At 70.3% G+C, this 24,752-nt stretch carries 19 protein-coding genes; 4 read left to right on the plus strand and 15 right to left on the minus strand.

The window, feature by feature from the left end; translation table 11 throughout:
* The first annotated feature begins 18 nt into the window (after nt 1-18).
* Nucleotides 19-1,299 carry a YhgE/Pip domain-containing protein gene (locus tag ACQCO7_RS04825; protein WP_464070626.1) on the plus strand — a complete coding sequence of 427 codons (1,281 nt, stop codon included), beginning with the start codon at nt 19-21 and terminating at the stop codon, nt 1,297-1,299.
* A gap of 201 nt (nt 1,300-1,500) precedes the next feature.
* Nucleotides 1,501-2,094 (plus strand): DinB family protein, encoded by a 594-nt coding sequence (locus ACQCO7_RS04830; protein ID WP_464070627.1) that lies wholly within the window; start codon nt 1,501-1,503, stop codon nt 2,092-2,094.
* Nucleotides 2,095-2,097: 3 nt separating this feature from the next.
* Here ACQCO7_RS04830 and ACQCO7_RS04835 read toward each other — a convergent pair whose 3' ends face one another.
* The 7 genes from ACQCO7_RS04835 to ACQCO7_RS04865 all read right to left on the minus strand — a co-directional run bounded on the left by ACQCO7_RS04835 (nt 2,098) and on the right by ACQCO7_RS04865 (nt 13,419).
* Nucleotides 2,098-5,706 (minus strand): family 78 glycoside hydrolase catalytic domain, encoded by a 3,609-nt coding sequence (locus tag ACQCO7_RS04835; RefSeq protein ID WP_464070628.1) that lies wholly within the window; start codon nt 5,704-5,706, stop codon nt 2,098-2,100.
* A 4-nt stretch (nt 5,707-5,710) separates the two neighbouring features.
* Nucleotides 5,711-6,502 (minus strand): SDR family oxidoreductase, encoded by a 792-nt coding sequence (locus ACQCO7_RS04840; RefSeq protein WP_464070629.1) that lies wholly within the window; start codon nt 6,500-6,502, stop codon nt 5,711-5,713.
* Nucleotides 6,499-8,286 carry a beta-glucuronidase gene (gene uidA / locus ACQCO7_RS04845; protein ID WP_464070630.1) on the minus strand — a complete coding sequence of 596 codons (1,788 nt, stop codon included), beginning with the start codon at nt 8,284-8,286 and terminating at the stop codon, nt 6,499-6,501. Before uidA ends, ACQCO7_RS04840 begins: the two co-directional genes overlap by 4 nt.
* 77 nt (nt 8,287-8,363) lie before the next feature.
* The gene (locus ACQCO7_RS04850; RefSeq protein WP_464070631.1) at nt 8,364-9,200 is read right to left on the minus strand and encodes an ATP-binding cassette domain-containing protein; all 837 of its coding nucleotides are present in this window, start codon (nt 9,198-9,200) and stop codon (nt 8,364-8,366) included.
* Nucleotides 9,197-10,921: a dipeptide/oligopeptide/nickel ABC transporter permease/ATP-binding protein gene (locus ACQCO7_RS04855; protein ID WP_464070632.1), complete on the minus strand. Its 1,725-nt coding sequence runs from the start codon at nt 10,919-10,921 to the stop codon at nt 9,197-9,199. The genes ACQCO7_RS04850 and ACQCO7_RS04855 overlap by 4 nt, the downstream gene beginning before the upstream one ends.
* Nucleotides 10,918-11,862, minus strand: a complete 945-nt coding sequence (locus ACQCO7_RS04860) for an ABC transporter permease (RefSeq protein ID WP_464070633.1) — start codon at nt 11,860-11,862, stop codon at nt 10,918-10,920. Before ACQCO7_RS04860 ends, ACQCO7_RS04855 begins: the two co-directional genes overlap by 4 nt.
* 9 nt (nt 11,863-11,871) lie before the next feature.
* Complete coding sequence (locus tag ACQCO7_RS04865; protein ID WP_464070634.1) at nt 11,872-13,419, minus strand: ABC transporter substrate-binding protein; 1,548 nt, start codon at nt 13,417-13,419, stop codon at nt 11,872-11,874.
* A gap of 243 nt (nt 13,420-13,662) precedes the next feature.
* Here ACQCO7_RS04865 and ACQCO7_RS04870 point away from each other — a divergent pair, with 243 nt between their 5' ends.
* Nucleotides 13,663-14,259 (plus strand): TetR/AcrR family transcriptional regulator, encoded by a 597-nt coding sequence (locus tag ACQCO7_RS04870; protein ID WP_464070635.1) that lies wholly within the window; start codon nt 13,663-13,665, stop codon nt 14,257-14,259.
* A 97-nt stretch (nt 14,260-14,356) separates the two neighbouring features.
* The gene (locus ACQCO7_RS04875) at nt 14,357-14,662 is read left to right on the plus strand and encodes a hypothetical protein (protein ID WP_464070636.1); all 306 of its coding nucleotides are present in this window, start codon (nt 14,357-14,359) and stop codon (nt 14,660-14,662) included.
* Here ACQCO7_RS04875 and ACQCO7_RS04880 read toward each other — a convergent pair.
* From ACQCO7_RS04880 to ACQCO7_RS04915, 8 genes are all read right to left on the minus strand, one after another.
* Nucleotides 14,643-16,418 (minus strand): RICIN domain-containing protein, encoded by a 1,776-nt coding sequence (locus ACQCO7_RS04880; RefSeq protein ID WP_464070637.1) that lies wholly within the window; start codon nt 16,416-16,418, stop codon nt 14,643-14,645. The genes ACQCO7_RS04875 and ACQCO7_RS04880 overlap by 20 nt on opposite strands.
* Nucleotides 16,412-18,610: a beta-galactosidase gene (locus tag ACQCO7_RS04885; RefSeq protein WP_464070638.1), complete on the minus strand. Its 2,199-nt coding sequence runs from the start codon at nt 18,608-18,610 to the stop codon at nt 16,412-16,414. Before ACQCO7_RS04885 ends, ACQCO7_RS04880 begins: the two co-directional genes overlap by 7 nt.
* Nucleotides 18,611-18,657: 47 nt before the next feature.
* Complete coding sequence (locus ACQCO7_RS04890; protein ID WP_464070639.1) at nt 18,658-19,569, minus strand: carbohydrate ABC transporter permease; 912 nt, start codon at nt 19,567-19,569, stop codon at nt 18,658-18,660.
* Nucleotides 19,566-20,441 (minus strand): carbohydrate ABC transporter permease, encoded by an 876-nt coding sequence (locus tag ACQCO7_RS04895; protein ID WP_464070640.1) that lies wholly within the window; start codon nt 20,439-20,441, stop codon nt 19,566-19,568. Before ACQCO7_RS04895 ends, ACQCO7_RS04890 begins: the two co-directional genes overlap by 4 nt.
* 1 nt (nt 20,442) lies before the next feature.
* Nucleotides 20,443-21,828, minus strand: coding sequence for an ABC transporter substrate-binding protein (locus ACQCO7_RS04900; protein ID WP_464070641.1), 1,386 nt, complete (start codon nt 21,826-21,828; stop codon nt 20,443-20,445).
* Between the two features lie 178 nt (nt 21,829-22,006).
* On the minus strand, nt 22,007-23,080 hold the full coding sequence (locus ACQCO7_RS04905) for a LacI family DNA-binding transcriptional regulator (RefSeq protein ID WP_464070642.1): 1,074 nt from the start codon (nt 23,078-23,080) through the stop codon (nt 22,007-22,009).
* A 223-nt stretch (nt 23,081-23,303) separates the two neighbouring features.
* Nucleotides 23,304-24,338: an enoyl-CoA hydratase/isomerase family protein gene (locus ACQCO7_RS04910; protein WP_464070643.1), complete on the minus strand. Its 1,035-nt coding sequence runs from the start codon at nt 24,336-24,338 to the stop codon at nt 23,304-23,306.
* A 171-nt stretch (nt 24,339-24,509) separates the two neighbouring features.
* Nucleotides 24,510-24,749, minus strand: coding sequence for a hypothetical protein (locus ACQCO7_RS04915; RefSeq protein ID WP_464070644.1), 240 nt, complete (start codon nt 24,747-24,749; stop codon nt 24,510-24,512).
* Nucleotides 24,750-24,752 lie beyond the last annotated feature (3 nt).

Below are 24,752 nucleotides of genomic sequence, written 5' to 3' on the forward strand. Positions count from 1 at the left end.
CGTGCTGACCTGGTAACCATGACGCCCGAACCCCCACCCCCGGCCCGCCCGGTCCGTGCGTTCTCGCTGATCCGGCACCCGAAGCTGTGGATCCTGCCGACGCTGCTGAGCACGGTCCTCGCGTTCCTGCTCTCCCTGCTGTACATGGGCGGCATCGTCAGCCCGAACAAGCACCTGCACGACCTGCCGATCGCCCTGGTCAACACGGACCAGGGCAAACCCCCGGCCGGGCAGCGCGCCAACCTGGGCACGCAGGTGGCCGAAGCCATCGAGAAGGCCCCCGGCGACCAGGCCGAATGGCGGCTGCGCACCCGCGCGCAGGCGCAGGACGAGCTGGACAGCGGCAAGGTGTACGGCGCGCTGGTGATCCCCGCCGACTTCACGGACCGCACCCTCGCCCTCACCACCCAGGGCGCGACCACCCGCCCGACGCTGACGGTCCTGACGAACCCCGGCAAGGGCAGCCTAGGATCCAGCCTCGCGAGCAGGATCTCGACGACGGCGGCGCAACAGGCGTCGAAGACCATCGGCGAGCAGCTCACGAAGGCCGACCCGGCGGCGCCGGCGACGACGAAACTCCTGCTCGCCGACCCCGTACAGATCGCGACCGCCGTAGGCCACCCGATCGGGAACAACAGCGGCATCGGCCTGACCGCGTTCTACTACGCCCTCCTCCTGGTCCTGGCCGGTTTCATGGGCGGCAACGTCATCCACTCCGGCGTCGACGGCGCGCTCGGCTACGCGGACGTCGAGATGGGCCCCCTCCACACCCGCCGCCCCACGATCGACGTCAACCGCACCCAGACCCTGCTGCTCAAGATGCTGATGACGGCGGGCATCACCCTCATCAGCTCCTCTCTCGTGATGCTGGCCTGCGTCACGATCCTCGGCATCGACGCCACCCACCTCCCCCTGCTGTGGGTGTTCTCGTACTGCGCGACGCTCGCCGTCGGCCTCGGTGTGCAGGCGATCAACGCCGCGTTCGGCGGCATCGGCCAGCTCGTCGCGATGTTCGTGTTCATCGTGCTGGGCCTCCCGTCGTCCGGCACGACGGTCCCGTTGCAGGCCGTCCCCGGTTTCTACCGCTTCCTCTCCCACTTCGAGCCGATGCGCCAACTCGGCGACGGCGTCCGCGCGATCCTCTACTTCGACGCGCGCGGCGACGCGGGCCTCACCCGCGCCTGGCTGATGATCGCGGTCGGCTTCGTGGTCTCGCTCCTCTTCGGCTTCGCGATGACGAGGTACTACGACCGCAAGGGCCACAAACGCTTCACCCCGCAGCCCCCACTCGGTTCCTGAATTCGTACGGCGGTAAGGGCACCGTCGACCTCGCTGAACGGCGTCCGCCTCGCGGCGGCGCAGTCTCTTCGGTGGCCGGGAGGGAGCCGTCGGTCCGTGGCGCCGCCGCCTTGCACCAGGGCCCGGCGGCGACCTGTCGTAGCGGCGAGCGCGCCGAAACCCGCGCGACCGTCGGCCGGGGGCGGTGCGAGACTCTGCGGCATGACGCGTAACGACCCCAAAGACGATCTGCACCGGTACCTCAAGGCGGCCCGCGAAGCAGTCGTCTGGAAGCTCGACGGCCTGTCCGAGTACGACGTCCGGCGGCCCCTGACGCCGACCGGCACCAACCTTCTCGGGCTCGTGAAGCATCTCGCCAGTGTCGAACTCGGGTACTTCGGGCCGACGTTCGGCCGACCGCACGGTGAGGCCCTCCCCTGGGAGGAGGAGGGCGCCGAGGCCAACGCGGACATGTGGGCGCGGGCCGACGAGTCGCGTGAGGAGGTGCTCGGGCTCTATCACCGCGCGTGGGCGCACACGGACGCGACCATCGGGGCGCTGCCGCTCGACGCGGAGGGCCACGTCGAGTGGTGGGGCGACGACGGCGACGTGACGCTCCAGCTGATCATGCTGCACGTGACGGCCGAGACGCACCGTCACGCCGGCCACGCCGACATCGTCCGCGAACTGATCGACGGCAAGGTCGGCATGCGGGAGACCAACGGCAACATGGACGGCGGCGACGAGTCCTGGTACGAGGAGTACCGGAACAAGCTGGAGGCGTCCGCCAAGGAGGCACAGGCCGGGGCGAGTTAGGGGTCAGCCGTTGAAGCGGTACTCCCCCGCCCGCACCCGGAAGACCTGGTACTCGGCGCCTCCGGAACGGTCCCTGCGGGCCGGCTTCAGGCCCTTCGGGGCGGTGACCGGCTTGCCTTGTGCCGGTACCCAGATCTCCGCGTCCGTGTTGAACGGGACGGTGGCCGTGAGGGCGATGCGGCCGTCGGGGAGCCGGTGCCATTCCGAAGTGACCTTGCCCCGGACCGTGTTGATGGTCGCGCTGACGTGGTCGAGGGGAGCGGGGGACAGATCGACGTCGTCGACGTTCGCAGGGACGCGGCTGTTGACCGGAGTTGAGGGGATGTAGGGGCGGATACGGAGGGTTTCGTACGCGGTTGACGTCGGGCGGATGCCGGCGAGGCTCTGGTAGAACCAGGTCGCCACGTTGGAGCGGTAGTGGTGGTTGACCGAGAGGCGGTCCGTCCACTGCTCCCAGAGGGAGGTGGCGCCCTTGGCGATCTGGTGGACGTAGCCGGGTGTGCCGGTCTGGGTGACGGCCTTGAGGGCGGTGTCCGTGTAGCCGTACTCGCTGAGGATGTTGAACTCGTAGCGTGAGCCGTACATGTCGTTCTGGAGGTGGCCGCCGGATGCGGTGATGCGGTCGGCGAGGAGTTCGACGAGGGCTTTCTTGTTCTCCGCCTGGGGTTTCGTGTTCTTCAGGTAACGGGGGTCGCTCGGCGGCAGGTCGGAGCCGGGGACGAGGTCGAAGGCGACGGCCATCGTGTTCTCGCTGGAGATGCTGCCCTTGGTGAACTGGGCCCCGTCCCAGTAGTTGGCGATGAACGCCTTGCGCAGGGTGCGGGCCGACTCGCGGTAGTACGCGGCCCGTTGGCGGCGGCCGAGGAGGTCGCCGACCTGGGCCATGTAGTCACAGAAGTGGATGTAGAAGGCGAGGCTGATGACGGCGTTGGAGCCAGGGGCCTCAGCGCCGGAGTAGGCGCCGAGGGACGCCTCGAAGACGTAGTCGTTCGCCGGGGTGAACAGGGTCTCGTAGTAGGCGAGAAGCCGGTCCTGGTGGTCGAACAGCTCCGCGAAGAGGCTGCTGTTGCCGTAGTAGGTGTACAGCTCCCACGGCATCACGAAGTACGCGGAGTCCCAGGCGGGTACGGCCTTCCAGGCGGCGTTCCAGCCGGGTGTGCGGTCGTAGCCGTAGCCGCCCTTGGCGACGGGGACGATCATCGGGAGCTGCCCGGTGGAGATCTGGTTGTCGGGGAAGTGGCGCAGGAAGGTGGTGAAGACGCCGTTGACGTCCCACGTCAGGGACTGGGACTCGGAGCTGGCCATGGCGTCGCCGGTCCAGCCGTTCTTCTCGCGGGAGGGGGTGTCGGTGGGCTTCTGCACGAGATTGTTCTGCTCGGCCCACTCCAGGTTGCGCTGGAGGCGGTTGAGGAGGGCGTTGCCGGTGGTGAAGGTGCCGGTGCGGGCGAAGCCGGTGCGGGCGACGGATACGGTGAACAGGTCGGCGTCGCCGGGGAGTCGGGGGGTGCGCCCGAGGACCGCTTCGAGGCCCCGCACCTCCAGGTAGCGGAAGCCGAAGTGGCTGAACTGCTGCTCCCACGTCTGCTCGGGGCGGGCGCCGACCGTGTAGTAGTGGGTCTGGAGGTTGGCGTCGTGCTGGAAGTTCTCCTCCTCGACCGTGCCGTCGGTGACGCGGTTGCCGCCCCGGATGCGCAGGGCGAGGCCCGCCTTGCCGGGGGTGACGCCGGTGAGGTGGACCCGGACGAAGCCGGTGAGGATCTGCCCGTAGTCGACGATCCAGGTTCCCGGGGCGCCCCGCGTGAGGGCGACGGGCTTCAACACCTCGCTGACCAGGACGGGTTCGGACTCGTGGGCGCGCAGGACGGCGGGCTTGAAGCCGGGCGGGGTCTTCGTCGCGGGGAGTCTGCCATGGGACTTGGGGTTCGGGCTGGAGCAACTGCCCGGCGGGATCAGGTGAGTTGCGGGACGCCAGTCGTTGGTGACGCGGTAGCCGCTCGTCCGCCACTCCCCCAGCCTCTCCGCACGCCGGGCGTCGTACTTCTCGCCGGAGTAGACGGAGTCGAAGGCGGTCGGGCCGTCGGCGGTGAGCCAACTGCCGTCGGTGACCAGGGTGGTTGAGGTGCCGTCGGTGTAGGTGACGGCGAGTTTCGCGAGGAGGCGGGGCTGGCCGGAGTAGGGGGCGAGCTGCCAGTACCACTCCTGCGGGGTCGTCAACCCGTAGAAACCCCGGCCCAGTTCGGCGGCGAGGACGTTCTCGCGGCCGGGGCGCAGGAGGGCGGTGACGTCGAAGGTGTCGTAGAGGACCGTACGGTCGTAGGTGCTGTGGTCGGTGAGGAGGCGGGGCGTCCGGGTGCCGTCGACGGTGAGGGGGTCGCCGTTGACGGTGAAGGTGACGTTGCCCGCCGCGCTGAGGTGGAGGCGGGCCTTGGCGATACGGCGGTTGCCGTTCAGCTTGAAGGCGCGGCGCAGGAGGGGGGCCGGGGCGGCGATCGGGAGGACGCTGTTGCGGCCCGGGATGTACGGGTTCTTCGGCGGGAAGGTGAGGCCGTCGAGGGTGCCGATGCCGGCCTCGAAGGGGTTCGCGCCGGTGGTGAGGTCGGCGGCGAAGTCGCGGGCGCCGGTGCCTTTTACGGTGACGCTGCGGATGGTCGCCGAGGTGACGCCGCCGAAGCCGAAGCTGCCGTGGCGGCGGATCTGGTCGCCGGTGAGGGTGCGGGTGTCGACGTGGACGCCGTTCACGGTGGCCCTGACGGTGAGGCCACGCACCTCGACGGTCACCGTGTGGTCGCGGCTCGCCCAGGTGCCCGGCGTGAGGCCGGTGGACACCGGCAGGGTGACCGTGCCGACGGGGACGCGGCGGGTGCCGGAGGCCGTGGGGTTGGTCTCGCTCTGCGGGTCGTAGTGGTCGACTCCCCAGTCCGGCTCCGAAGTGCCGTCGTCCATCCAGGTGTTGCCCGCGTAGTGGCTCGTCGCCATCACGAGTTGCATCGCGGCGCCGGTGCGCTTGAGCGTCCAGTCCAGGGCCTCGCCCCAGGTCTTGCCGATGGGCTCGGCGCGCAGGAGCAGGGAGAGTCCGCTGTCCGGGTCGGCACCGCCCCGGAAGACGACGGTCGCGGCCAGGTCCCGCCAGTCGTGGTCCTGTTCGGTACGTCCGCCGATCCAGCGGGCGCCGGACCAGTCGCCGTCGAAGGGGCCGGTCTCCCAGGTCGCGGGCTTGCTCCAGGCGCCGGGGCGGCCCCGCTCGTCCCAGGAGCGGACCTGCCAATGATAGGCGCGGTCGGCCTTCAACGCGCGCCCCCGGTAGGGGACTTCGACGGTGGCGGTGCTCTTGACGCGTCCGCTGGTCCAGAGGTCGGCGGCGCCGGGGCGGGTGCCTACGCGGATCTCGTACGCGGACTGGCGGTCGACCGGGGGGATCCAGCTGAAGGAGGGGGTGGTCTGGGTGCCGAGGGGGGCGGTGCGGGAGTTGATCTGGAGGGCGTACGGCCGGCCCGTCTTGTGCGCGACGGAGGGGATGACTGCCGAGGCGGCGGCGTCGGGGGCCGAGAGGGCCGTTCCGGCGGCCGTCGCCGTCATGATGCCGAGCAGGTGTCGGCGGCTCAACGTGCTCATGTGCTCAGGTTCCTTCGATCTCGCTGGTCAGCCGGGCGAGGTATGCCTCGATGTCCGCGCCCTTCTCGCGCAGTTCGTCCGCCACGGCGGGGACGGTCAGGATGAGGAAGCGGTCCTCGGCGATACCGTCGGCGACGAGTTCGCCGACCTGGTCCGCTTCCAGGACGGGGGTGTTGGGGCCGCGCGGCGCGGACACCTCGCCGTAGAAGGCGACTTGTTCGGCGATGTTGGTGACGACCATCCCGGGGCACAGGCAGGAGACGCCGATCCCGCGCGGTCGCAGGTAGAGGGCGAGGGACTCGGAGAGCCCGACGACCGCGTGTTTGCTTGCCGTGTACGGGAGTTGCTCGTACCCGTGGGGCATCAGGCCCGCGTTGGAGGCCGTGTTGACGATGTGTCCGCTGCCGCGTTCCAGCAGGTGCGGGAGGAAGACGAGGTTGCTGCGGACGACGCCGAGGAGGTTGACGTCGATGACCTTCCGCCAGGCGTCGAGGGGGATCGCCTCGACGGGGCCGACGGCGAGGACACCGGCGTTGTTCATGACGATGTCGACCCGGCCGTACGTGGTGAGCGCGAGGTCCCGTACCGCTTCCAGGTCGTCGAGGCTGGTGACGTCGCAGCGGGCGGCGACCGCCTGGCCGCCGAGTTCACCGGCGACCGTGTCGGCGCGGGCGGCGTCGCGGTCGGTGACGACGACGAGGGCGCCCCGGCGGGCGAGGGAGTGGGCGGCGGCCCGGCCGATGCCGCTGCCCGCGCCGGTGACGACGGCTACGGCACCCTGCGTTTCCACAGTCATCGCGACGTCGTTCCTTCCTCCGTGGACGGCTTCTTGTGTCCCAGCTCCAGCCATCGGGAGCGGAGTTCGTACACGGCCGCCTTGGGCCGGCGGTCGCGTGTGAAGACGCCCTTGCGGTTGCCGTCGACGCGGTGGATGCCGTGGGAGGTCTGGAAGTCGGCGAAGTTCCAGATGTGTTCGCCGATGACCTCCGGGATGCGGTCGAAGGTGCGGTGGTGCAGGGCGAGGAGGTCGGCCTGGTACTCCTCGGTCCACGGCTGGTCCCACACCGAGTGCAGGCCGGGGAGGGTGTCCGCGCCGTACTCGCTCATGAGGAGCGGCTTGCCGAACTTCGCCGCCCAGGCGCGCAGGTCGCCTTCCAAGTAGCGTGCGGCGGTGGGGAGATCGCCGGTCGCGACGTACCAGCCGTAGTAGCGGTTCACGCAGATCACGTCGAAGAGGTCGGCGATCCGGTCGTTCTCGGAGGTCGCGAACATCACGACCGAGTAGGTGACCGGGCGGGTGGGGTCGAGTTTGCGGGTCAGCTCGACCAGGGGCTCGAAGTATTCGCGGGCGCCCTCCTCGTTGGAGGCGGGTTCGTTGGCGACGGACCACATGACGACGCTGGGGTGGTTCTTGTCGCGGGCGATCAGCTCGCGGATCGCCTGGGCGTGGGCGGCGCGGGTGGTGTCGTTGACGGTGTCCGGGGAGAAGGTCGGGCGGGGCGGGGTGCCCAACAGGCCCGCTTCGACAGCGAGGTTGAGGCCGACGGCGGCTGTCTCGTCGATGACGACGATGCCGTGCCGGTCGGCGAAGTCCAGCACCTCTTCGGCGTACGGGTAGTGGGACGTGCGGAAGGAGTTGGCGCCGACCCACTCGATGAGCTGGAAGTCGTGGACGAGGTAGGCGTTGTCGTGGCCCTTGCCGCGTACGGGGGTGTCCTCGTGCTTGCCGAAGCCGGTGAAGTAGAACTCCTCGCCGTTGATGAGGAACTGGCCTCCGCTGACCTCGACCGTGCGGACGCCGAAGGGCTGTTGGTAGACGTCCGTGCCGGGGATCTCGGCGACGAGGTCGTACAGGTACGCGGCGCCGGGTCTCCAGGGAGTCACGTCCGGGATGCGCAGCGTGCCGGTCGCGCCGTCGGCGGCGGCGACCTCTGTGCCGTCCGCGTCCAGGACACGGACCCTGACCCGGGCGGATTCGCTGGTGCTCACTTCGTAGGCGACCGTGCCGTCGAGGCCGGTGACGACGGTGACGTCCGTGATGTGGGTGGCGGGGACGCTGTGCAGCCACACCGAGCGGGCCAGGCCGGCGTAGTTGTAGAAGTCGTGCAGGTACGTCTGTCTGCGGGTGCCGTCGTGGTCGACGGTGATGCGGCCGGGCGGGACGGTGGTGTTGGTGAGTTCGTTGTTGACGCCGATCGTGAGGCGGAACTCGGCGCCGGGGGTGGTGTGTCGGGTGATGTCGGCTTCGAACGGGGTGTAGCCGCCGACGTGTTCGGCCACGAGGACGTCGTCGACGTACACGCGGCCCTCGTGCGTGGCCGCGTCGACACGGACGAACACCCGCTCGCCGGACCAGCCTCGCGGGACGCGGACCGTGCGCTGGTACCAGACCCAGCCGACGTGGTCGCGGATCGCGGGGTCGGTGAAGAGGTCGTTGTAGCTGGCGGGGACGGCCGCTTCGAGGCCGGTGTCGAGGGGGGCCGACCAGGGGGTGGGGCCCGCCTCGGCGTCCAGGGCGAACTTCCAGACGCCGTCGAGGTTCACCAGCTCTCGGGTGGCGGACGGACGGGGTTTCAGCATGGGGGTCCTCTCGGGTCGGGGAGCGGCTCGCACGAGGGCGCTTCGGGTCGGGTCAGGTCAGCCGGTTCCCGGTCGGCTCAGGCACTTCCGGCGGCCTTGTCCCGGCGCCGTGCCTCGCGCCGGGCTCGCTGCTTCACCGGGTCGGCGACCGGCGCTGCCAGCAACAGGCGGCGGGTGTAGGGGTGTTCGGGGGTGGAGGTGACATGTCCTGCGGGGCCCGTCTCGACGATGTCGCCGTGGTGGACGACCGCCACCCGGTGACTGACGTGCCGGATGACCGCGAGGTCGTGCGAGACGAAGAGGTAGGCGACACCGGTACGGCGCTGGATATCGACGAACAGGTCGAGGACGCGGGCCTGCGTGGAGAGGTCCAGCGCGGAGACCGGTTCGTCGCAGACGATCAGCTTGGGGCCGGGTGCCAACGCCCGTGCGATGGCGACGCGTTGACGCTGGCCGCCGCTGAACTCGCGGGGCAGCCGGTCGTACGCGTCCGCCGGGAGGCCGACCTGGTCGAGAAGGTCCAGCACCCGGGTGCGGGCGCCCTTCGGGGTCGCGCCCTGGACGACGAGGGGTTCACCGAGGATGTCGCCGACGGTCAGGGCGGGGTTGAGGGAGGTGTAGGGGTCCTGGAAGACGACCTGGAGGTCACGGGCAAGTCCCCGGCGTTCCTTGGGAGTTGCGTGGGTGATGTCCTGGCCGAGGAAACGGATGCCGCCGCCGGCCGCTTTGACGAGGCCGAGGACGGCACGGCCGATGGTGGTCTTGCCGGACCCGGACTCGCCGACGACACCGAGGGTCTCGCCCTTGCCGACGGTCAGGGAGACACCGTGGAGGACTTCCTCGGGGCGGGCCCGGAAGCCGCGGCCGGGGTAGGTGACCCGGAGGCCGGAGACGTCGAGAAGAGGGGTCGTCATCGGGTCTCCCGGGAATCGACAGCCTGGTTGTCCTGCGCGCGGACCGTGTCCTCGTCGAGGATCGAGTCCAGCAGCATGCGCGTGTACGGGTGTTGAGGCGTCGCGAACAGCCCCTCCGCCTCCCCCGTCTCGACGATCCGCCCCTCCCGCATGACCGCCACCCGGTCGCAGATGTCGGCGACCACACCGAAGTTGTGCGTCACCAGCAGCACCGCCATGTCCAACTCCGCCTGGAGATCCCGCAGCAGATCGAGGATCTCCGCCTGGACCGTCACATCGAGCGCGGTGGTCGGCTCGTCGGCGACGAGCAGCGCGGGGCGAGTGGCGACCGCGCCCGCGATGAGGACGCGTTGGGCCATGCCCCCGGAGATCTGGTGGGGGTAGGAGGCGTAGGTACGGGCAGGGTCGGGGATGCCGACGCGAGTCAGCAGGGCCAGCGCTCGGGCTCGCGCTTCCTTGCGGGGCAGGGGAGTTGCCGCGCGGATCGCCTCGACGAGCTGTGCGCCGATGGTCCAGTTGGGGTCCAGGTTGGACATCGGCTCCTGGGGGACGTACGCGATCGCCCGCCCCCGTACCTTCCTCAACTCCCCTTCGCCCAGCCCGAGCAGCTCACGCCCGTCGAGCCGCACCGACCCCCGGGTGACCACGGCCTCCGCGGGCAGCACCCCCAGCACCGCGAACGCGGTCTGTGTCTTGCCGGACCCCGACTCCCCCACGAGCCCGAGGGTCTCCCCGGCCTCCAGCGTGAGGCTCACCCCGGAGACGACCTCCCTCAACTCCCCGTCAGGGGTGGGGTAGGCGAGGGCGAGATCGTCGACGACGAGCAGTCCCGAAGAAGTGCCGGCGGGAGAGGGCACGCGGAGTCGGGGTGTCGAGGCGATGCGGGCGGGCTTGGGCCGCCCCCCTTCCAGCGCGTCCCGCAGCGAGTTGCCGAGCAGCACCAGACACGCGGTGATGAGCCCCAGCGTCAGGCTGGGCCACACGAATTGGAGAGGTTCCTCGTAGAGGTTCGTGAACCCCTCGGAGATCATCGCCCCGAAGCTCGGCACCGTGCTGGACCCGAGTCCGAGGAACGCCAGCCCGGACTGTACGGAGATGGAGGACCCGGCGAGGAAGGCGGTGGCGATGATCACCGGCCCCCGGACGACGGTGAGGACGTGGCGGCGCAGGATCCGCCGGTCGGGCAGCCCGGAGACGCGCGCGGCGTCGACGTACAGCTCGTTCTTGACCCCGAGGACGAGGTTGCGGACGAGCCGGTAGATGCCCGGCGAGAGGAGGAAGCCGAAGATGAGCATGGTCGCCCGGTAGTCGCCGCCGGTGACGGGCAGCAGGACGATGAGGAGCAGGAGTCCGGGGAACGTCATGACGAGGCTGAACACCCACTCGGTGACGCCCCGTACGCGTCGCCCGAAGTACCCGCCGATCAGCCCGAAGGTGACGCCGACGGCGAGGGCGATGCTGGTGCCGATGAGGGCGGAGACCATGCTGGTGTTGATGGACGCGAGGAGCCGGGCGAGGGTGTCGCGTCCGCTCTTGTCGCCGCCGAGGAGGTAGCCGTCGGTGCCGGGCGCGGCGTTGACGGCGTCCAACGAGGCGTGGTTCGGGCCGTGTTCGCGGACGATCGGGGAGACCAGGCCGAGCAGGACGATGGCCAGCAGGAGCCCCGCGCTGATGACGGCCTGCGGGTCGCGCAGCAGTCTGCGCACAGCGGGTGTGGTCAACTCAGCACTCTCGCCTTCGGGTTGAGCCAGCCGCCCGCCAGGTCGACGGCGAGGTTGACGCCGATCACGAGGAGTACGCCGAAGAGGCTGATGCCCATGATGATCGGGACGTCTCCCTGGAGGGACGCGTTGAAGGCGTACTGTCCGTAGCCGGGGAGCGCGAAGACCTGCTCGATGACGAGCGCGCCGCCGAGCATCTGGACGAACTCCAGGGAGAGCACGGTGAGCGCGGGCCCGGCGGCGCCGCGCAGGGCGTGCCGCAGGACGACGGAGCGGGTCGGGACGCCTCGGGTGCGCAGCGTACGGACGTAGTCCTTGCGGAGTTCGCCGATCATCGCGCCCCTGATCTGGGCGGTGAGGTTGGCGACGCCGCCCATCATGAGCGCGGCGACGGGGATGGCGATGGTGGAGGCCCAGCCCGCCGGGTCCTCGGCGAGGGGCGTGTAGCCGGTGGCGGGGAACCAGCCGAGTTTCACGGCGAGTACGTAGGTGAGGGCGATCGCGATCAGCAGGTTGGGCACGAGGTGGCCGACCATGGAGACGCCTTGGGCGATGCGGTCGACGGCGCCGCCGCGCGCTGCGGCGAGGACGCCGAGGGTGACGCTGATCAGGGTGGTGAGCAGGAGGGCGGTGACGACGAGGGAGAGGGTGACGCCGAGGCGGGCGGTGACGGCGGCGCGGACGGGTTCGCTGGTGAACCAGGACAGGCCGAGGTCGCCGCGTACGGCGTGGCCGAGCCAGTCGCCGTACTGGACGAACAGGGGGCGGTCGAGGCCGAGTTGGGCTTTCTGCTGGTGGATCTGGCTCGGGGTGGCTCCGGTGCCGACGATGCTGCCGGCGACGTCGTCGAAGGAGGTACTGAGGAGGAGGAAGGTGAGGAGGGTGACGAGGACGGCGAGGACCAGGCCGGTGCCGAGGCGGCGCACCACGTGGAGGATCATGGGGTGTTCCTAGGCGGTGGTGCCGAACTGGCGGACGGTGGCGAGAGTTGACGATCCGTCACCGAGGTAGGTGATGCCCTTCTTGGTGACCCAGTCGCTGCCGATCTGGAAGACGGGGCTGTACCAGGCGTTGTCGACGCCGAACTTGTTGATCTGCCGGTAGATTCCGGCGGCCTTGCCGGGGTCGAGTTCGCGGTCGGCCTGTTCGAGAAGGGCCGCCAGACGGGGGTCGGTGGAGTTGAAGACGTTGCGGTAGCCGGTGGGGCTGTAGAAGTTGCGGGTCTCGGTGGGGGTGGCGGTGAGGCCGTCCACGACGAGGAACAGGGGGTACTTCTTGGACGCGAGCGCGGAGACGGCCTGTTGGGGCGGTACGGGCTGCCAGGTGACCTTGACGCCGATGTCGCCGAGGGCCTGGGTGAAGGTGGGTTCGAAGGTCTTGGTGAAGACGAGGCTCGGCATCGTGACGGAGAACCCGTCCGGGTAACCGGCTTCCGCGAGCAGGCGTTTGGCGCCCTGGGGGTCGTAACCGTAGGTCTGGTTCAGGGAGTCGTCGTACGCCGTGCCCTTGGGGTTGTAGATCTGGGTGGTGGGGCGGCCGGAGCCGCGCAGGAGCTGTTTGACCATCTTGGCGCGGTCGAAAGCCATGTTGATCGCCTTGCGGACCCGCAGGTCGCCCAGGGGCTTGAGGACTTGGCCCTCGCGGTCGGCGAGGACGAGGGTGGCTCCGGCGGTGGCGTCGACGTGCTTGTGCTCGAAGGCGGGGGCGGGGAAGCCGGAGAGCTGGGAGATGTCCACGGTTCCGGCGTTGGTCTGGCCGGCCTTGAGGGCGTTGGCGGCGGCCGTGGGGTCGGAGATGACGCGGACCTTGACGGTGGCGAAGGGGTGGGCGGCCTTGTTCCAGTAGTCGGCGCGGCGCTTGAGGACGTACACCGAGCCGTTGACGGTCTGGCCCTTGTCGAGGGTGTAGGGGCCGGAGCCGACCGGTTCGAGGGCGGCACTCCTGGTGGTCATGGTCTTCGGGTCGCCGATCACTCCGGCGGCCTGCGAGAGCGCGGTGAGCAGGGAGCCGTCCGGGCGCTTGAGGCGGACGACGACGGTGGTCGCGTCGGGGGCCTCGACGGCGGCGAGGGAGGCGAGCATGCCTTGGGAGGGGCCCGGGGCGGTGCGGATGCGGTCGAGGGTGGCGCGGACGGCGGCGGAGTCGACGGGTGAACCGTCGCTGAACTTCATGCCGGTGCGCAGCTTGAGGGTGAGGGTGCGGGCGTCGGTCGAGTACTGCCAGCTCCGCGCGGCGCCGGGCTGGAGGCGGCCCTGGTTGTCCTGGAGGAGGAGGGTGTCGTAGACGGAGTCCCAGACGTACATCTGCTGGCCCTCCAACAGCTGGGTCGGGTCGAAGGAGTTGGGCGTCCCGAAGATCGAGAGGGCGAGGGTCGAGGAGGCGGTGGAGGTGCTCGCCGGCCGGCTGTCGCAGGCCGCCGAGGTGAACAGCACCGCGCCGACGCCCAGGGCGGTGAGGGCTTGTCTGCGGGTGCGCGGATGGGGGTGTCGTATGCGCATGGCTGGATTCCTTCGTCCGGGAACCGTCCCCCTGGTCGGCTCTCCGGGGGAGCGATCACGCCACCACTTACCACGTGGTCTGTTTTCGGTGGGACGCTATGGGGCTGTGGCAAGCTCGTGAAGACGGCGATCACATCTCGTTATGAATTTGTTATTCAATCCTGTGCCCAGCGCTGGACGATTCCCGACCGGGCGGCATAATTTCGAGCTCCCACCGACCCCGTCGAGGAGAGTGAGCGGCACGTGGAGCAGTCGAAGGCGCGGGGCAGTTACGCGAAATCGCTGGCCCGCAGGGCGGAGATCGTGCAGGCCGCGCGCGAGAGCTTCGTCGAACACGGCTTCGCGAAGGCGTCGTTGCGCGATATCGCCGAGCGGGCCGGGATCACCCACACCGGGCTGCTCCACCACTTCCGCAACAAGGACGAGATCCTCGCGGCCGTCCTCGCGGAGCGCGACGCCGAAGAGTGGCGCCACGGCGCGGACCTCATCGAGAGCGCCGACCAACTCGGGCCGTACTTCGAGCAGCTGCTCCGCCACCACCAGCAGGCGCCCGAACTCATACGCCTGTGGATCGAGTTGGCGGCAGCCGCGTCCCGCGCCGACCACCCCGCGCACGCGTACTTCGTCGAACGCTACGAACGCTCGCGGGCCACCTTCACCGAGGGCATCCACGAGGGCCGCACCGGCGTCTCCCTGCGCCCCGGCGTCAGCCCCGAGAGCGCCTCGATGCTCCTCAACGCGGTGCTGCACGGATTGCAGTTGCAGTGGTTGCTGGACCCGAGCCTCGACATCACCCGGCCCGTGCGGGACTTTGTGCGGCTACTGCTGGAAGAGGAGTGAGATATCGGCTTTTACGGGCGCGGTCCGGACGCCGGGCGGACCATGGACGCGAGCCGGTCCCGTACACCGTGACCGCCGATCGCTCCGGGAGGCTCCCGTGCCCGACCGCCCCTTCGTCATCTGGAAAGGTCACGGGGCCGACCAGGGGATCCACTCCGCGCGCTGCGATCAGGGGACCGAGTTCCACGACGTCCGCAGGATGAGCTGGTTCGCGAGCAGCCGGGGCCTCGCGGCGGTCGTCGTCCCCGGCGGGAACGGCATCCGGGCCGCCTGGCGCGGCGCGGGCGGCGACGAGCGCCTGTGGTGGACGCCGGACGACTTCGCCTCCCGGCGCCCACTCGGCGACGGACTCACCACCAGCGACACACCGGCGGTGATCCCGCTCAACTTCTCCGACCTGTGAGCCTCCACTCCTGAGAACCGTCAGCAACCGTTTTCTGCAACGTCAGCGGTGCACCCGCGCTCGCGCCCGTCAGATACAGCTCCGGGTTCTTCACCGACTGCAAGCGGTAGTAACCGTTTGTGGTGGCGACCAGGTTCCAGCTCCCCTTCGGGCTGTCGTCGACCCACTGCCCGATCCGCTGCCCCTCGGTCGCGTTGCCGGTCCAGACGGCGGCGGCCCGCCCGCCGGACCGGTTCAGGAGGGTCGTCCCGCCCTGTGGCCCGGTCACGACGTGCCAGTACTGGGTGTCGGGGTTGCTCGCGGAGCCCACCGCTTCGAGGCGTACGTCCGGGACGTCGCCGTTGCCGAGGTTCGCGTCGTTGGTCCTGCCGCCCGTGCCGATGACCTGGCCCGTCGCGCGGTTCTGCAAACGGTGGTAAGCGCCTGCCGAACGTCCCAGGTCGACCTCCGCGTACGCGAGCGTCGACGTGCCCTGGTTGCGCAGGATCACGACCCGCCCGGTGTCCGCGTCGTACTGGAGGTTACGGCTGTACCCGGCGCCCAGTGTCGTCCGGTACTCCTTCCACACCCCGTCGCTGCGCCCGCTCTCGTTGACCCACACGTCCCCGCTCCCGGCCGCGTTGTAGACGAGCCGCCCGTCGGGCAGGCGGATCAGTACGGGGCTCCCGCCCATCGCGAGCGGATGCGAACCGGCGTCCACGGGAAGGGAGTCGACGCCCTCGCCGACCGGCGAGCCCTTGAAGAACTCCAGCGGGCTGTTCGCGACGCGGTAGCGCGTGTCGGCGCCGCCGCCCCAGTACTCGTACGTCAGCAGCCACTTGCCGTCGGTCGTGGGGGCGACGTTCGTCATGCCGGGGCGTCCGCCGCCGATGCCCCGCGCCGAGGTGAGCCCGGCGATGTCGACGACCGGCCGCTGCCACGCCGCCGAACGGCCGTCCCACGTACGGTGGGCGAGGATCTGGCCGTGCGCGTCCGTCGCCGTGTCGTTGGCGGGGTCGAGGGCCGGTACGCCGGTCGCCGGGTCGAAGCCGGTGTAGTCGTTCTCGTCGGAGTAGAAGCACACCAGCTTGCCCTGATACACCATCAGGTACGGCTCCCAGAGCGGGTCCACCTGGCGGTGCGTGTTCGCGGCGGCGATGTTCTGGCCGACGGCGCCCGCGCTGCCGCCCTGCCATCCGCCGGTGGCGATGATGTTGACGACCCGCCAGGTCACGCCGTCGTCGTTGCTGGCGTACAGGGCGATCGCCATGTCACTGCGGTCGCCGTCGTTGGAGGGCGTCCAGTCGGGGTCGGCGGCCTTGTGCTCCTTGTAGTACGCGTCGTCGCCGGAGACGACGGTCGCCATGAGGAGGGTGCCGCGCTTCAGAGAACCGACGTTCCGCGGGAGGACGTAGAGGTAGGGGTTGGTCCAATTGCTGGTGTACTTCGGGTAGTTTCCGAGGTACGCCGGGGCCTTCACCTCGGACAGGGGCTGCCAGGTCGTGCCGTGGTCGTCGCTCTTGTAGACCGGGATGGTCTGGCCGTCCGCGCTGCCGGACTTCGCGACGACGGTGGACTTCTCGAAGGCGGCGACCAGTCTGCCGCTGGGGAGTTGGGCCGACTTGGGGTAGATGGCGCAGTTGCCCCGGCCCTTGAGACAGGGTTCCGAGCCGAGTTGGTAGAGGATGCCGCCGGTCGGGTTGTAGGCGTGCGCGGTGGCGGTCGGGATGGCGAGGAGGGCCGTCGCCGCTCCCAGGACGCCGAGTCTCTTCAGCATGGCTTCTCCCCTGCGAACACACGGACGTCCCAGGAGTTCAAGCGGGCTTCCCGGCCTAGGGGTTCGCCGCTGAGGACGTCCGTCAGACCGGCGGGTGCCCGCAGACTCACCTGCTCCCAGGACCAGTTGTGGACGACGTACACGCGTCGGCCGTCCGCCGAGGTGCCGCTCGCCACCGTCACCGACTCGGGCAACTCGCCCCAGCCGTGCCGGGGTTCGGGGGCGAGCCACTCGGCGAGGGCGCGGGCCAGCGCCCGGCCGGGGACGGTGCCGACGCAGGTGACGCGGCCTTCGCCGTGACGCCGGGTGGTGATGGCGGGCCAGCGGCCGAAGTGGGGGTGGTCGTAGCGGGCGAGGATCTCCACGGCGTCTGCCGCCGCACCGCTGTCCTGTTCAACGCCCTTTGAGAAACGGCCTGTTGATGTGTCGCCTGCTGCCGCGCCGGCGTCCACGGTCAGCCCGTCCGCCCACCGCGTCGCGGTCGCCCCCTCCGGGACACCGAGCGGCCCTCCGGCCGTGACCGGCACCTCGGCGACGAGGTTGCTGAACTCGTCGTACGACACGCCCGCCGCCTTTGCCAGCCGGGCGGGCGCGCGGTCGGTGCGGGCGCGGGCCTCCTGGTCGGCGTACCCGGTGCGGGGGCCGAGGACGAGGTGGCCGCCCGCGTGGGCGTAGGCGGCGAGCCACTCCAGGGTGGAGTCGGCGGCGAGGTAGAGCGCGGGGACGACCAGGACCGGGTGGGTCCGGGCCGCCGCCTCCGGCTCCAGGCCCTCGCGTTCGCCGGTCGGGTCGTGCAACTGGCGGGCGTGGACGATGCGTACCTGGCGGCGGGCCTCGAACGCGCCCCGGTAGAAGGGGTCGAGGATGCCGTGGTAGGCGGCCGGGTCGGGTTCGCCGTCCGGGGTCGCGAGGGGCGGGTACTTCTGCATGAGCCACTTGCTGGGCGTCGAGTAGACGATCGTGATGTCGGCGTCGGGTTCGAGTCCGGCGACGAGTTCCCCGGCCGTGTCGAACTCGGCGCCGAGGCGGGCGAGTTCGGCGTAGGTGCGGCCGGGCCTGCCGGTGTGCGGGAGGACGCCGCCCCAGTAGGTCTCGGCGCCGAAGTGCAGGGTGTGCCAGTGCCAGTACTCGATCATGCGGGCGCCCCGGGACACCAACGCCCAGGCTGCCTGGCGCCATTGGCCGTCGTACGCGGGACGGTTGTCCCAGGGGAAGCCGATCGAGGAGGCGTTGGTCTCGGTGACGAGGAACGGGGACTGGCGGGAGGAGAACATCCAGTCGGCGGTCTGGTAGAGGGACCAGACGCCGGTGGTCTGCCACTTCTGGGGGCGGTCGACGGGGTCCGGGAGGGCCAGGCCGTCCTGCATCGCGTAGTACGGGTTGCCGGAGGCGATGTCGAGGCGGTCGGTCAGTTCGTCGTCCTCGACCGCCGGGCGGGTGTAGGAGATGCAGGTGGTGACGAACTGGTCGTCGCGCGCGTACTCGCGGACGATGTCGGCCTGCCAGTCGATGAACTCGGTGACCTGGCGGGCCTGGAACTCCCGCCAGGCGACGTCGTACTGGGGCTGGACGTTGCCGTCGGGGGTCCACAGGTCGGCCCACGTCGAGAGGCGGTGCGACCAGTAGACCAGGCCCCACTCGCGGTTGAGGGTCTCGACGTCGCCGTACTTGTGCCGGAGATGGTCGGTGAAGCGCTCGAACACGCCCCGGTTGTGCAGGAGTTCGTTGCCGGGTTCGTTGTCGACCTGGAAGCCGATGACGGCCGGGTGGCTCGCGTAGCGGGCGGTGATCCGGCGGATCACGCGCTCGGCGTGGAAGCGGAACGCCGGGTGGGTGAAGTCGACTTCCTGGCGGGCGCCCCAGCCGATGCGCTCGCCGGTCCTCCGCTCGCCGGTGATCTCGGGGTACTGGCGGGCGAGCCACGGGGGGACGGCGTAGGTGGGGGTGCCGAGGACGACGGAGATGCCGCGTTCATGGGCGCCGTCCAGGACCGGCTGGAGCCAGTCGAGGTCGAAGACGTCGTTCTCCGGCTCCCAGGTGGACCAGACGGACTCGCCGACGCGGATGACGGTGAAGTGCGCCTCGGACATGAGGTCGAGGTCGGTCTTGAGGCGGTTCTCGGAGCGGGGGTAGGGCTGGTACTCGTGGTAGTAGGCGGCGCCGAACAGGACGCGGGCGGGGAGTTCCGCCATGAACTGGCCTCCAGAGAAAGGGGGTTGCTTGACAGGGGTCGGATCGGTCACTGCTTGACGCCGCCGGTGGCCAGCCCGCTCTGCCAGTACCGCTGGAGCAGGAGGAAGGCCACGACGAGGGGCAGGATGGAGAGCAGGGAGCCGGTCACGACCAGCGCGAGCATGTCGCTGCTCGCGCCCGCGCCGCCGTTCTGCGCCTGCGCGGCCCAGGACGAGAGGCCGACGGTGACCGGGTAGAGATCGGGGTCGTTCAGCATGATCAGCGGCAGGAAGTAGTTGTTCCAGGTCGCGACGAGCGTGAACAGCAGGACGGTGACGAGGCCGGGGCCGAGCAGTCTGAGCGCGATACGGAAGAAGATCCGCACCTCGCCGGCGCCGTCGATGCGGGCGGCCTCCAGTAGGCTGTCCGGGATCGCGTCGGCGGCGTAGATCCGCATCAGGTACAGGCCGAACGGGTTGACCAGCGAGGGCAGGATGATCGCCCACGGCGTGTTCACCAGGCCCGCCTCGGCGAACAGCAGGTACGTCGGGATCGCCAGCGCCGTCGTCGGGACCATCACCGCGCCGAGCACCAGGTTGAAGGCGGCGCGGTCGCCCCGGAAGCGGAACTTCGCGAAGCCGTAGCCTCCGGCGGCGGCCAGGACGGCGGCGCCGATGGCGCTGACGCCCGCGTACAGCACGGTGTTGAGGAGCCAGGTGACGAAGACGCCGTCGTCCTGCGTGAACGTGTCCTTGATGTTGGTGAGGAGTTGGGGCGCGTCGGAGAACCAGAGGCCGAAGCTGTCGATCAGGTCGTGCGCGGACTTGGTGGAGGCGATGAGGAGCCAGAGCAGCGGGAGCAGGAAGTAGGCGAGGGCCGCGAGCATGGCGATGGTGAGGGGCGTGCTGCGGCGGGGGCGCTTCGCCTTGCGAACTCCGGTGTGCTGTGCGGCCGTCGGCCTGTCGAGAAGGGTCGTCACGGGGTCCTCCTGCGGTTCGCGGTCAGCAGGACGGCGTAGGAGGCGATGACGATCACGAGGCCGAGGAGGAAGGACACCGTCGCCGCGTAGTTGACCTGCTGGCCGGTGAACGCGAGGGAGTAGGCGTAGAGGTTGGCGGTGTAGTCGCTGGTGATGACGTCGGGGGCGATCTTCATCAGCAGGTTGGGTTCGTTGAAGAGCTGGAAGCTGCCGATCACCGAGAAGAGCAGGCAGAGCAGCAACGCGGGCCGCAGCGCGGGGAGTTTGACCGACCAGGCGATCCGCCAGGCGCCCGCGCCGTCCACCGCGGCGGCCTCGTACAGCTCCGTCGGGATGGTGCGCAGCGCCGCGTACAGGATGATCATGTTGTAGCCGGTGAACTCCCACGTGACGATGTTGGCGAGGCTGCCGAGCATCCAGGTTCCGCTGAGGAAGTCCGGTACGGGCAGGCTGAGTTCACGCGCGAACTGGGCGAACGGGCCGAAGTCCGGGCCGTACAGGTAGCCCCACATGAGCGCGGCGACGACGCTGGGCACGGCGTACGGCACGAAGACGCCGAGCCGGATGATCCGGGCGAGCCGCAGGAGGCCGCTGTCCAGGGCGAGGGCGAAGAGGAGGGCCAGGGCCAGCATGATCGGCACCTGGATGACGAAGAAGAGGGCCACCCTCCCTACGCCGTGCAGGAGTTGGGAGTCCTTGAGGGCCTGGACGTAGTTGTCGAGGCCGACGAAGGCGGTGCCGCCGATGAGGCGTTCCTGGAAGAGGCTGAGGTAGGCGGCGTAGCCGAGGGGGGTGAGGAAGAGGAGGAGGAACAGGATCATGAAGGGGGCGACGAAGAGGGGTCCCGCCGACCTCCGGCGCGGTGCGGCCATCTCAGCTCCCCTCGACCGTGAAGCCCTGACCCTTGGCGTACGACGTGAGTCGTGACTGCCAACTCCCCAGCGCGGACACGGTGTCGGCGTGGTCGGCGAGGGACTTGCCGACGGTCTCGGTCCAGTCGGTGGCGGCCTGGTCGAGGAACGGCGGCCACTGGAAGTCGGCGTCGACGGTCGAACTGACGCCCGCGAACACCTCGTTGACCTTCTGGCCGCCGTAGAAGGCGGGCGCGTCGCCGGTGAACGACGGGTCGGCGAGGAGGGCCTTGGTCGCCGGGAAGAAGAACTGCTCGGTGGCGAACATCTTCGCGCTGGCGGGGTCGCTGTTGAGGAACTGCGCGAACACGGCGGCCTGGACTGCGTTCTTGGTGCCCCGGATGACGGCGGTGGTGGAGCCGCCCCAGTTCCCGGAGGACGGCTTCGCGGCGTCCCACTGCGGGAGCGGGGCCGCGCGCCAGTTCCCGGCGGTGTCCTTCGCGGAGCCGGAGAGGAAGGCGGGGGCCCAGGCTGCGGTCAGCCAGGTCGCGTACTTGCCCTTGTTGAGGGCCGCGTACCAGCCGTCGGTGAAGTCGGGTTCGACGCCGATGACGCCTTCCTTCGCGAGGCCGCCCCAGTACTCGCCGAGCTTCTTCGACACGGCGTCGTCGACACTGATCGCGATCTCGCCCTTGCTCCGGCTGACGTACGGTTTGCTGCCCGCCTGCCACAACAGGCCGTGCCAGGCGGCGGGTTGGTTCGCGGCGAGGTTGGTGAGGTAGACGTCCGGGTCGGCCTGGTGGAGCTTGCGAGCGGCTGCCGCGAACTCGTCCCAGGTGGTGGGTACCTGGATGCCGTGCTTGTCGAAGATGTCCTTGCGGTACAGCATGCCCATCGGGCCGGTGTCCTGCGGGATCGCCCAGACCTCGCCGCCGGTGCCGGTGACCTGGCCCCACGTCCACTCCACGAACGTCGACTTGAGGGCGTCGGCGCCGTACGGCCGCAGGTCCAGCAGGTTGTTGGTGATGGTGAAGGTGGGGATCGCCTGGTACTCCATCTGCACCAGGTCGGGGGCGCCGCTGCCGGCCTTCAACGCCGTGCGCAGCTTGGTGTACTGGGGGGTGCCCTGGCCGGCGTTGACGATCTTCACCTTGACCGCCGGGTACTTCTTCTCGAAGAGGGCGACCTCCTTGGCGATGTTCGGGACCCAGGTCCAGAAGGTGAGTTCGGTCGGCGTCTTCATCGCCTTGTCGATGTCGGCCTGGCCGACCGGCTGGGTCGCGGACCGGGACTCCCCCGAGTCACCGCCGCCGCAGGCGGTGAGGGCGGCGCCCAGGGAGAGGGCTCCGGTCGTCGTGAGGAAGAGGCGGCGGCTCATGGACGCGGACGTGATGATGTTTTCGGGCATGGTGGACTCCCGCCGGAAGCGAAGAGGGGTGCGGGGACGCCGAGGGGGTGAACGTCCGCCGGAGACAAGGGGGTCGGGGACCCGGGGCACGCCTCGGAGCGAGGCGGCATGAGGGGGGTACGCGGCTCGGTGAAGGGGGCGCGGCGCGGTGGGGAGGCGCGCGGGCGCGGTGGTCCGGTCAGTCGCGGGCGGGCCCACCTCCGTCCGGTTTCCTGCCGCTCGGCGCCGGTCCCGTCGAGTCCCGTACGACCAGGTCCACCGGCGGCTGACTCGACGGCAGCGGGTCCGCGCCGGGGTTCTCGATCACGTGCATGAGCCTCTTGAGCCCCTCCTGGGCCACGATGTCGAAGGGTTGGCGCACCGTGGTCAGTGGAGGTGTCACGTACGCGGCGACCGGGATGTCGTCGAACCCGACGACGCTGACGTCCTCGGGCACCCGGCGTCCGGCGTCCGCCAGCGCCCGGATCAGCCCGATCGCCATGTCGTCGTTCGCGGCGAACACGGCGGTGACGTCGCCCCGTCGGGCCAGCTCCCGGCCCGCCCGGTACCCCGAGGCCGCCGACCAGTCGCCCTCGACGACGGGCGGCACCCGCCTGCCGTGCTCGGTCAACGCGGCCCGCCAGCCCACGAGTCGGTCCCGGGCGGCGAACCAGCGCTGGGGGCCCGCGAGGTGATGGACCGTCACATGGCCCAGTTCCAGAAGGTGTTCGGTCGCCGTGCGCGCCATGAGGTCGGCGCCGTCGCCTGCGGACAGCACCGTCGGCGAGGTCACCGGCGAGGGCGCGCCGATCACCAGCACCGGTACGTCCACCCGCAGCGGCACCCCACCGGGTTCGTCGATCGGCTCCGACACGACGATGCCGTCCACGCCCTGGTCGAGCAGCGAGTCGACGGCTCCGGCGATGCCCGCCGGGTCGCCTTCGACGGTGTTGACGACCCGCAGCGCGTACCCCGTGTCCCGGACGACCTTCTCGACGCCCATCAGCAGCGAGGCCGGCCCGTACAGCGCGGTGCCCAGGGTGACGACGCCGATCGACCTGGTGCGGCCCGAGGCGAGCGCGCGGGCGGCGTTGTTGCGCCGGTACCCGAGCTGCTCGGCGGCGTCGAGGACCCGGCGCCGCACGTCCGCCGAGACGTACGGCTCGTCGTTGAAAACGCGGGAAACCGTTTTCTGCGACACCCCGGCGAGGCGTGCGACGTCCACGCTGCGCGGCGCCGCCGTTCCGGCGTTCCGCCCGGCTCCTCGTGTCACGGCACCTCCCGGTCGACAGTTACGACGTGTCCATGATTCCAGACGCCGACCCGCATGACTGCGTAGTCATGTCTGCGCTGTCATGTCTACGCAGTCAGAAGGGTGGCGTCAATAGTTCGGACGACAATCGGGACGGGGGTGGGGGGACCGGGCCGGAACCTCGGACGACGCCTTCACCTCGCAGCGCCCCGTCCGCCCGGCCGGTTCCTCCTGAGGCGCTCCGTCATGCGCCGAGGCCCAGCTCCTCCTCCCCCAGGGGCGTGAAGTACCCGGCCACGTCCGCCTCGGAGACGTCCGGCAGAGTCGCCGGGGACCAGCGGGGGGTGCGGTCCTTGTCGATGATCTGCGCGCGGACGCCCTCCACCAGGTCGTGGGTCGTGAGGGCGTGGCAGGAGATGCGGTACTCCTGGTCGAGGGCCTGTTCCAGGGTGAGCCGGCGTGCGGCGCGCAGGGCGCGGAGGGTGACCTTGAGGGTCGTCGGGGAGCGGGTGAGGAGGGTTTCGGCGGCGCCCTTGGCGCGGGGATCGTCGTACGCGGAGAGCCTGTCGACGATCTCCTCGACGGTGTCGGCGGCGTAGCAGGCGTCGATCCAGTGCCGGTCGCCCGGCAACTCCGCGAGGGGAGGCCGCTGTTCGTGGCGGGCGAGGGCTTCGGCCACCGGGAGGGCGGCCAGGTCGGCGAGGAGGGCGGGGAGTTCGCAGGAGGGGACGTAGTGGTCGGCGAGGCCGCACAACAGGGCGTCGGCGGCGCCGATCTGAGTACCCGTCAGGCCGAGGTGGGTGCCGAGTTCGCCGGGCGCGTGGGAAAGCAGATACGTCCCTCCGACGTCCGGCACGAAGCCGATCCCGGTCTCGGGCATGGCGACGCGGGAGCGCTCGGTGACGATCCGCACGTCCCCGTGGGCCGAGATCCCGACGCCCCCGCCCATCACGATGCCGTCCATGACGGCGACGTACGGCTTCGGGTACCGGGCGATCCGCGCGTTCAGCCGGTACTCGTCCCGCCAGAAGGCGGCCGAGGCGCGCCCGTCGCCGTCCCGCGCGTCGTCGTGCACGGCGCGGATGTCCCCACCGGCACACAGCCCGCGCTCCCCCGCGCCGGTGACGACGACGGCCGTGACGGAGGGGTCGCGCTCCCACTCGTCGAGGGCCGCGTCGATCCGCAGAACCATGGCGTGGTCGAGGGCGTTGAGCGCCCTGGGCCGGTCGAGGACGACCCGCCCGGCCCGCCCGTCCTCCCAGCACTGGACGTCACTCATCGGGTCCCCCCGACCGGGCCTCGGGTCACGTTGGTGCACATGAACTGGTGCTTCCTTCCCGCATCCGCCGTACGCGTCGTGAACGATCTTCCCGCGTCCATGGTCGCAAAGGGCACCGCGTCGGCAAACCGGGCAGGTCGGCGGCCAGGCTTCAGGACGACCCGGCGGCCTTCACCGCCGCTGCCACCGCGTCCTCCACCGGTCCGGCGTGGGGATCGGTTCCTTGCGGTCGGTCTGGGTCCGGATCTCCACATGGGATGCGTACGACGTCGCCCGGAACGCCTCCTCGTACGAGGCCAGTGCCGCGCTGAGCGCTCCGCCCGCGAGGCCCCTGCGGCGGATGCGGCGGGCGAGGAGTGCGAACAGGCCCAGGGCGGCGGCGATGCAGAGCAGCGGCAGGACGGCGGCCATGCT

This window comes from Streptomyces saintjeani (assembly GCF_055409605.1).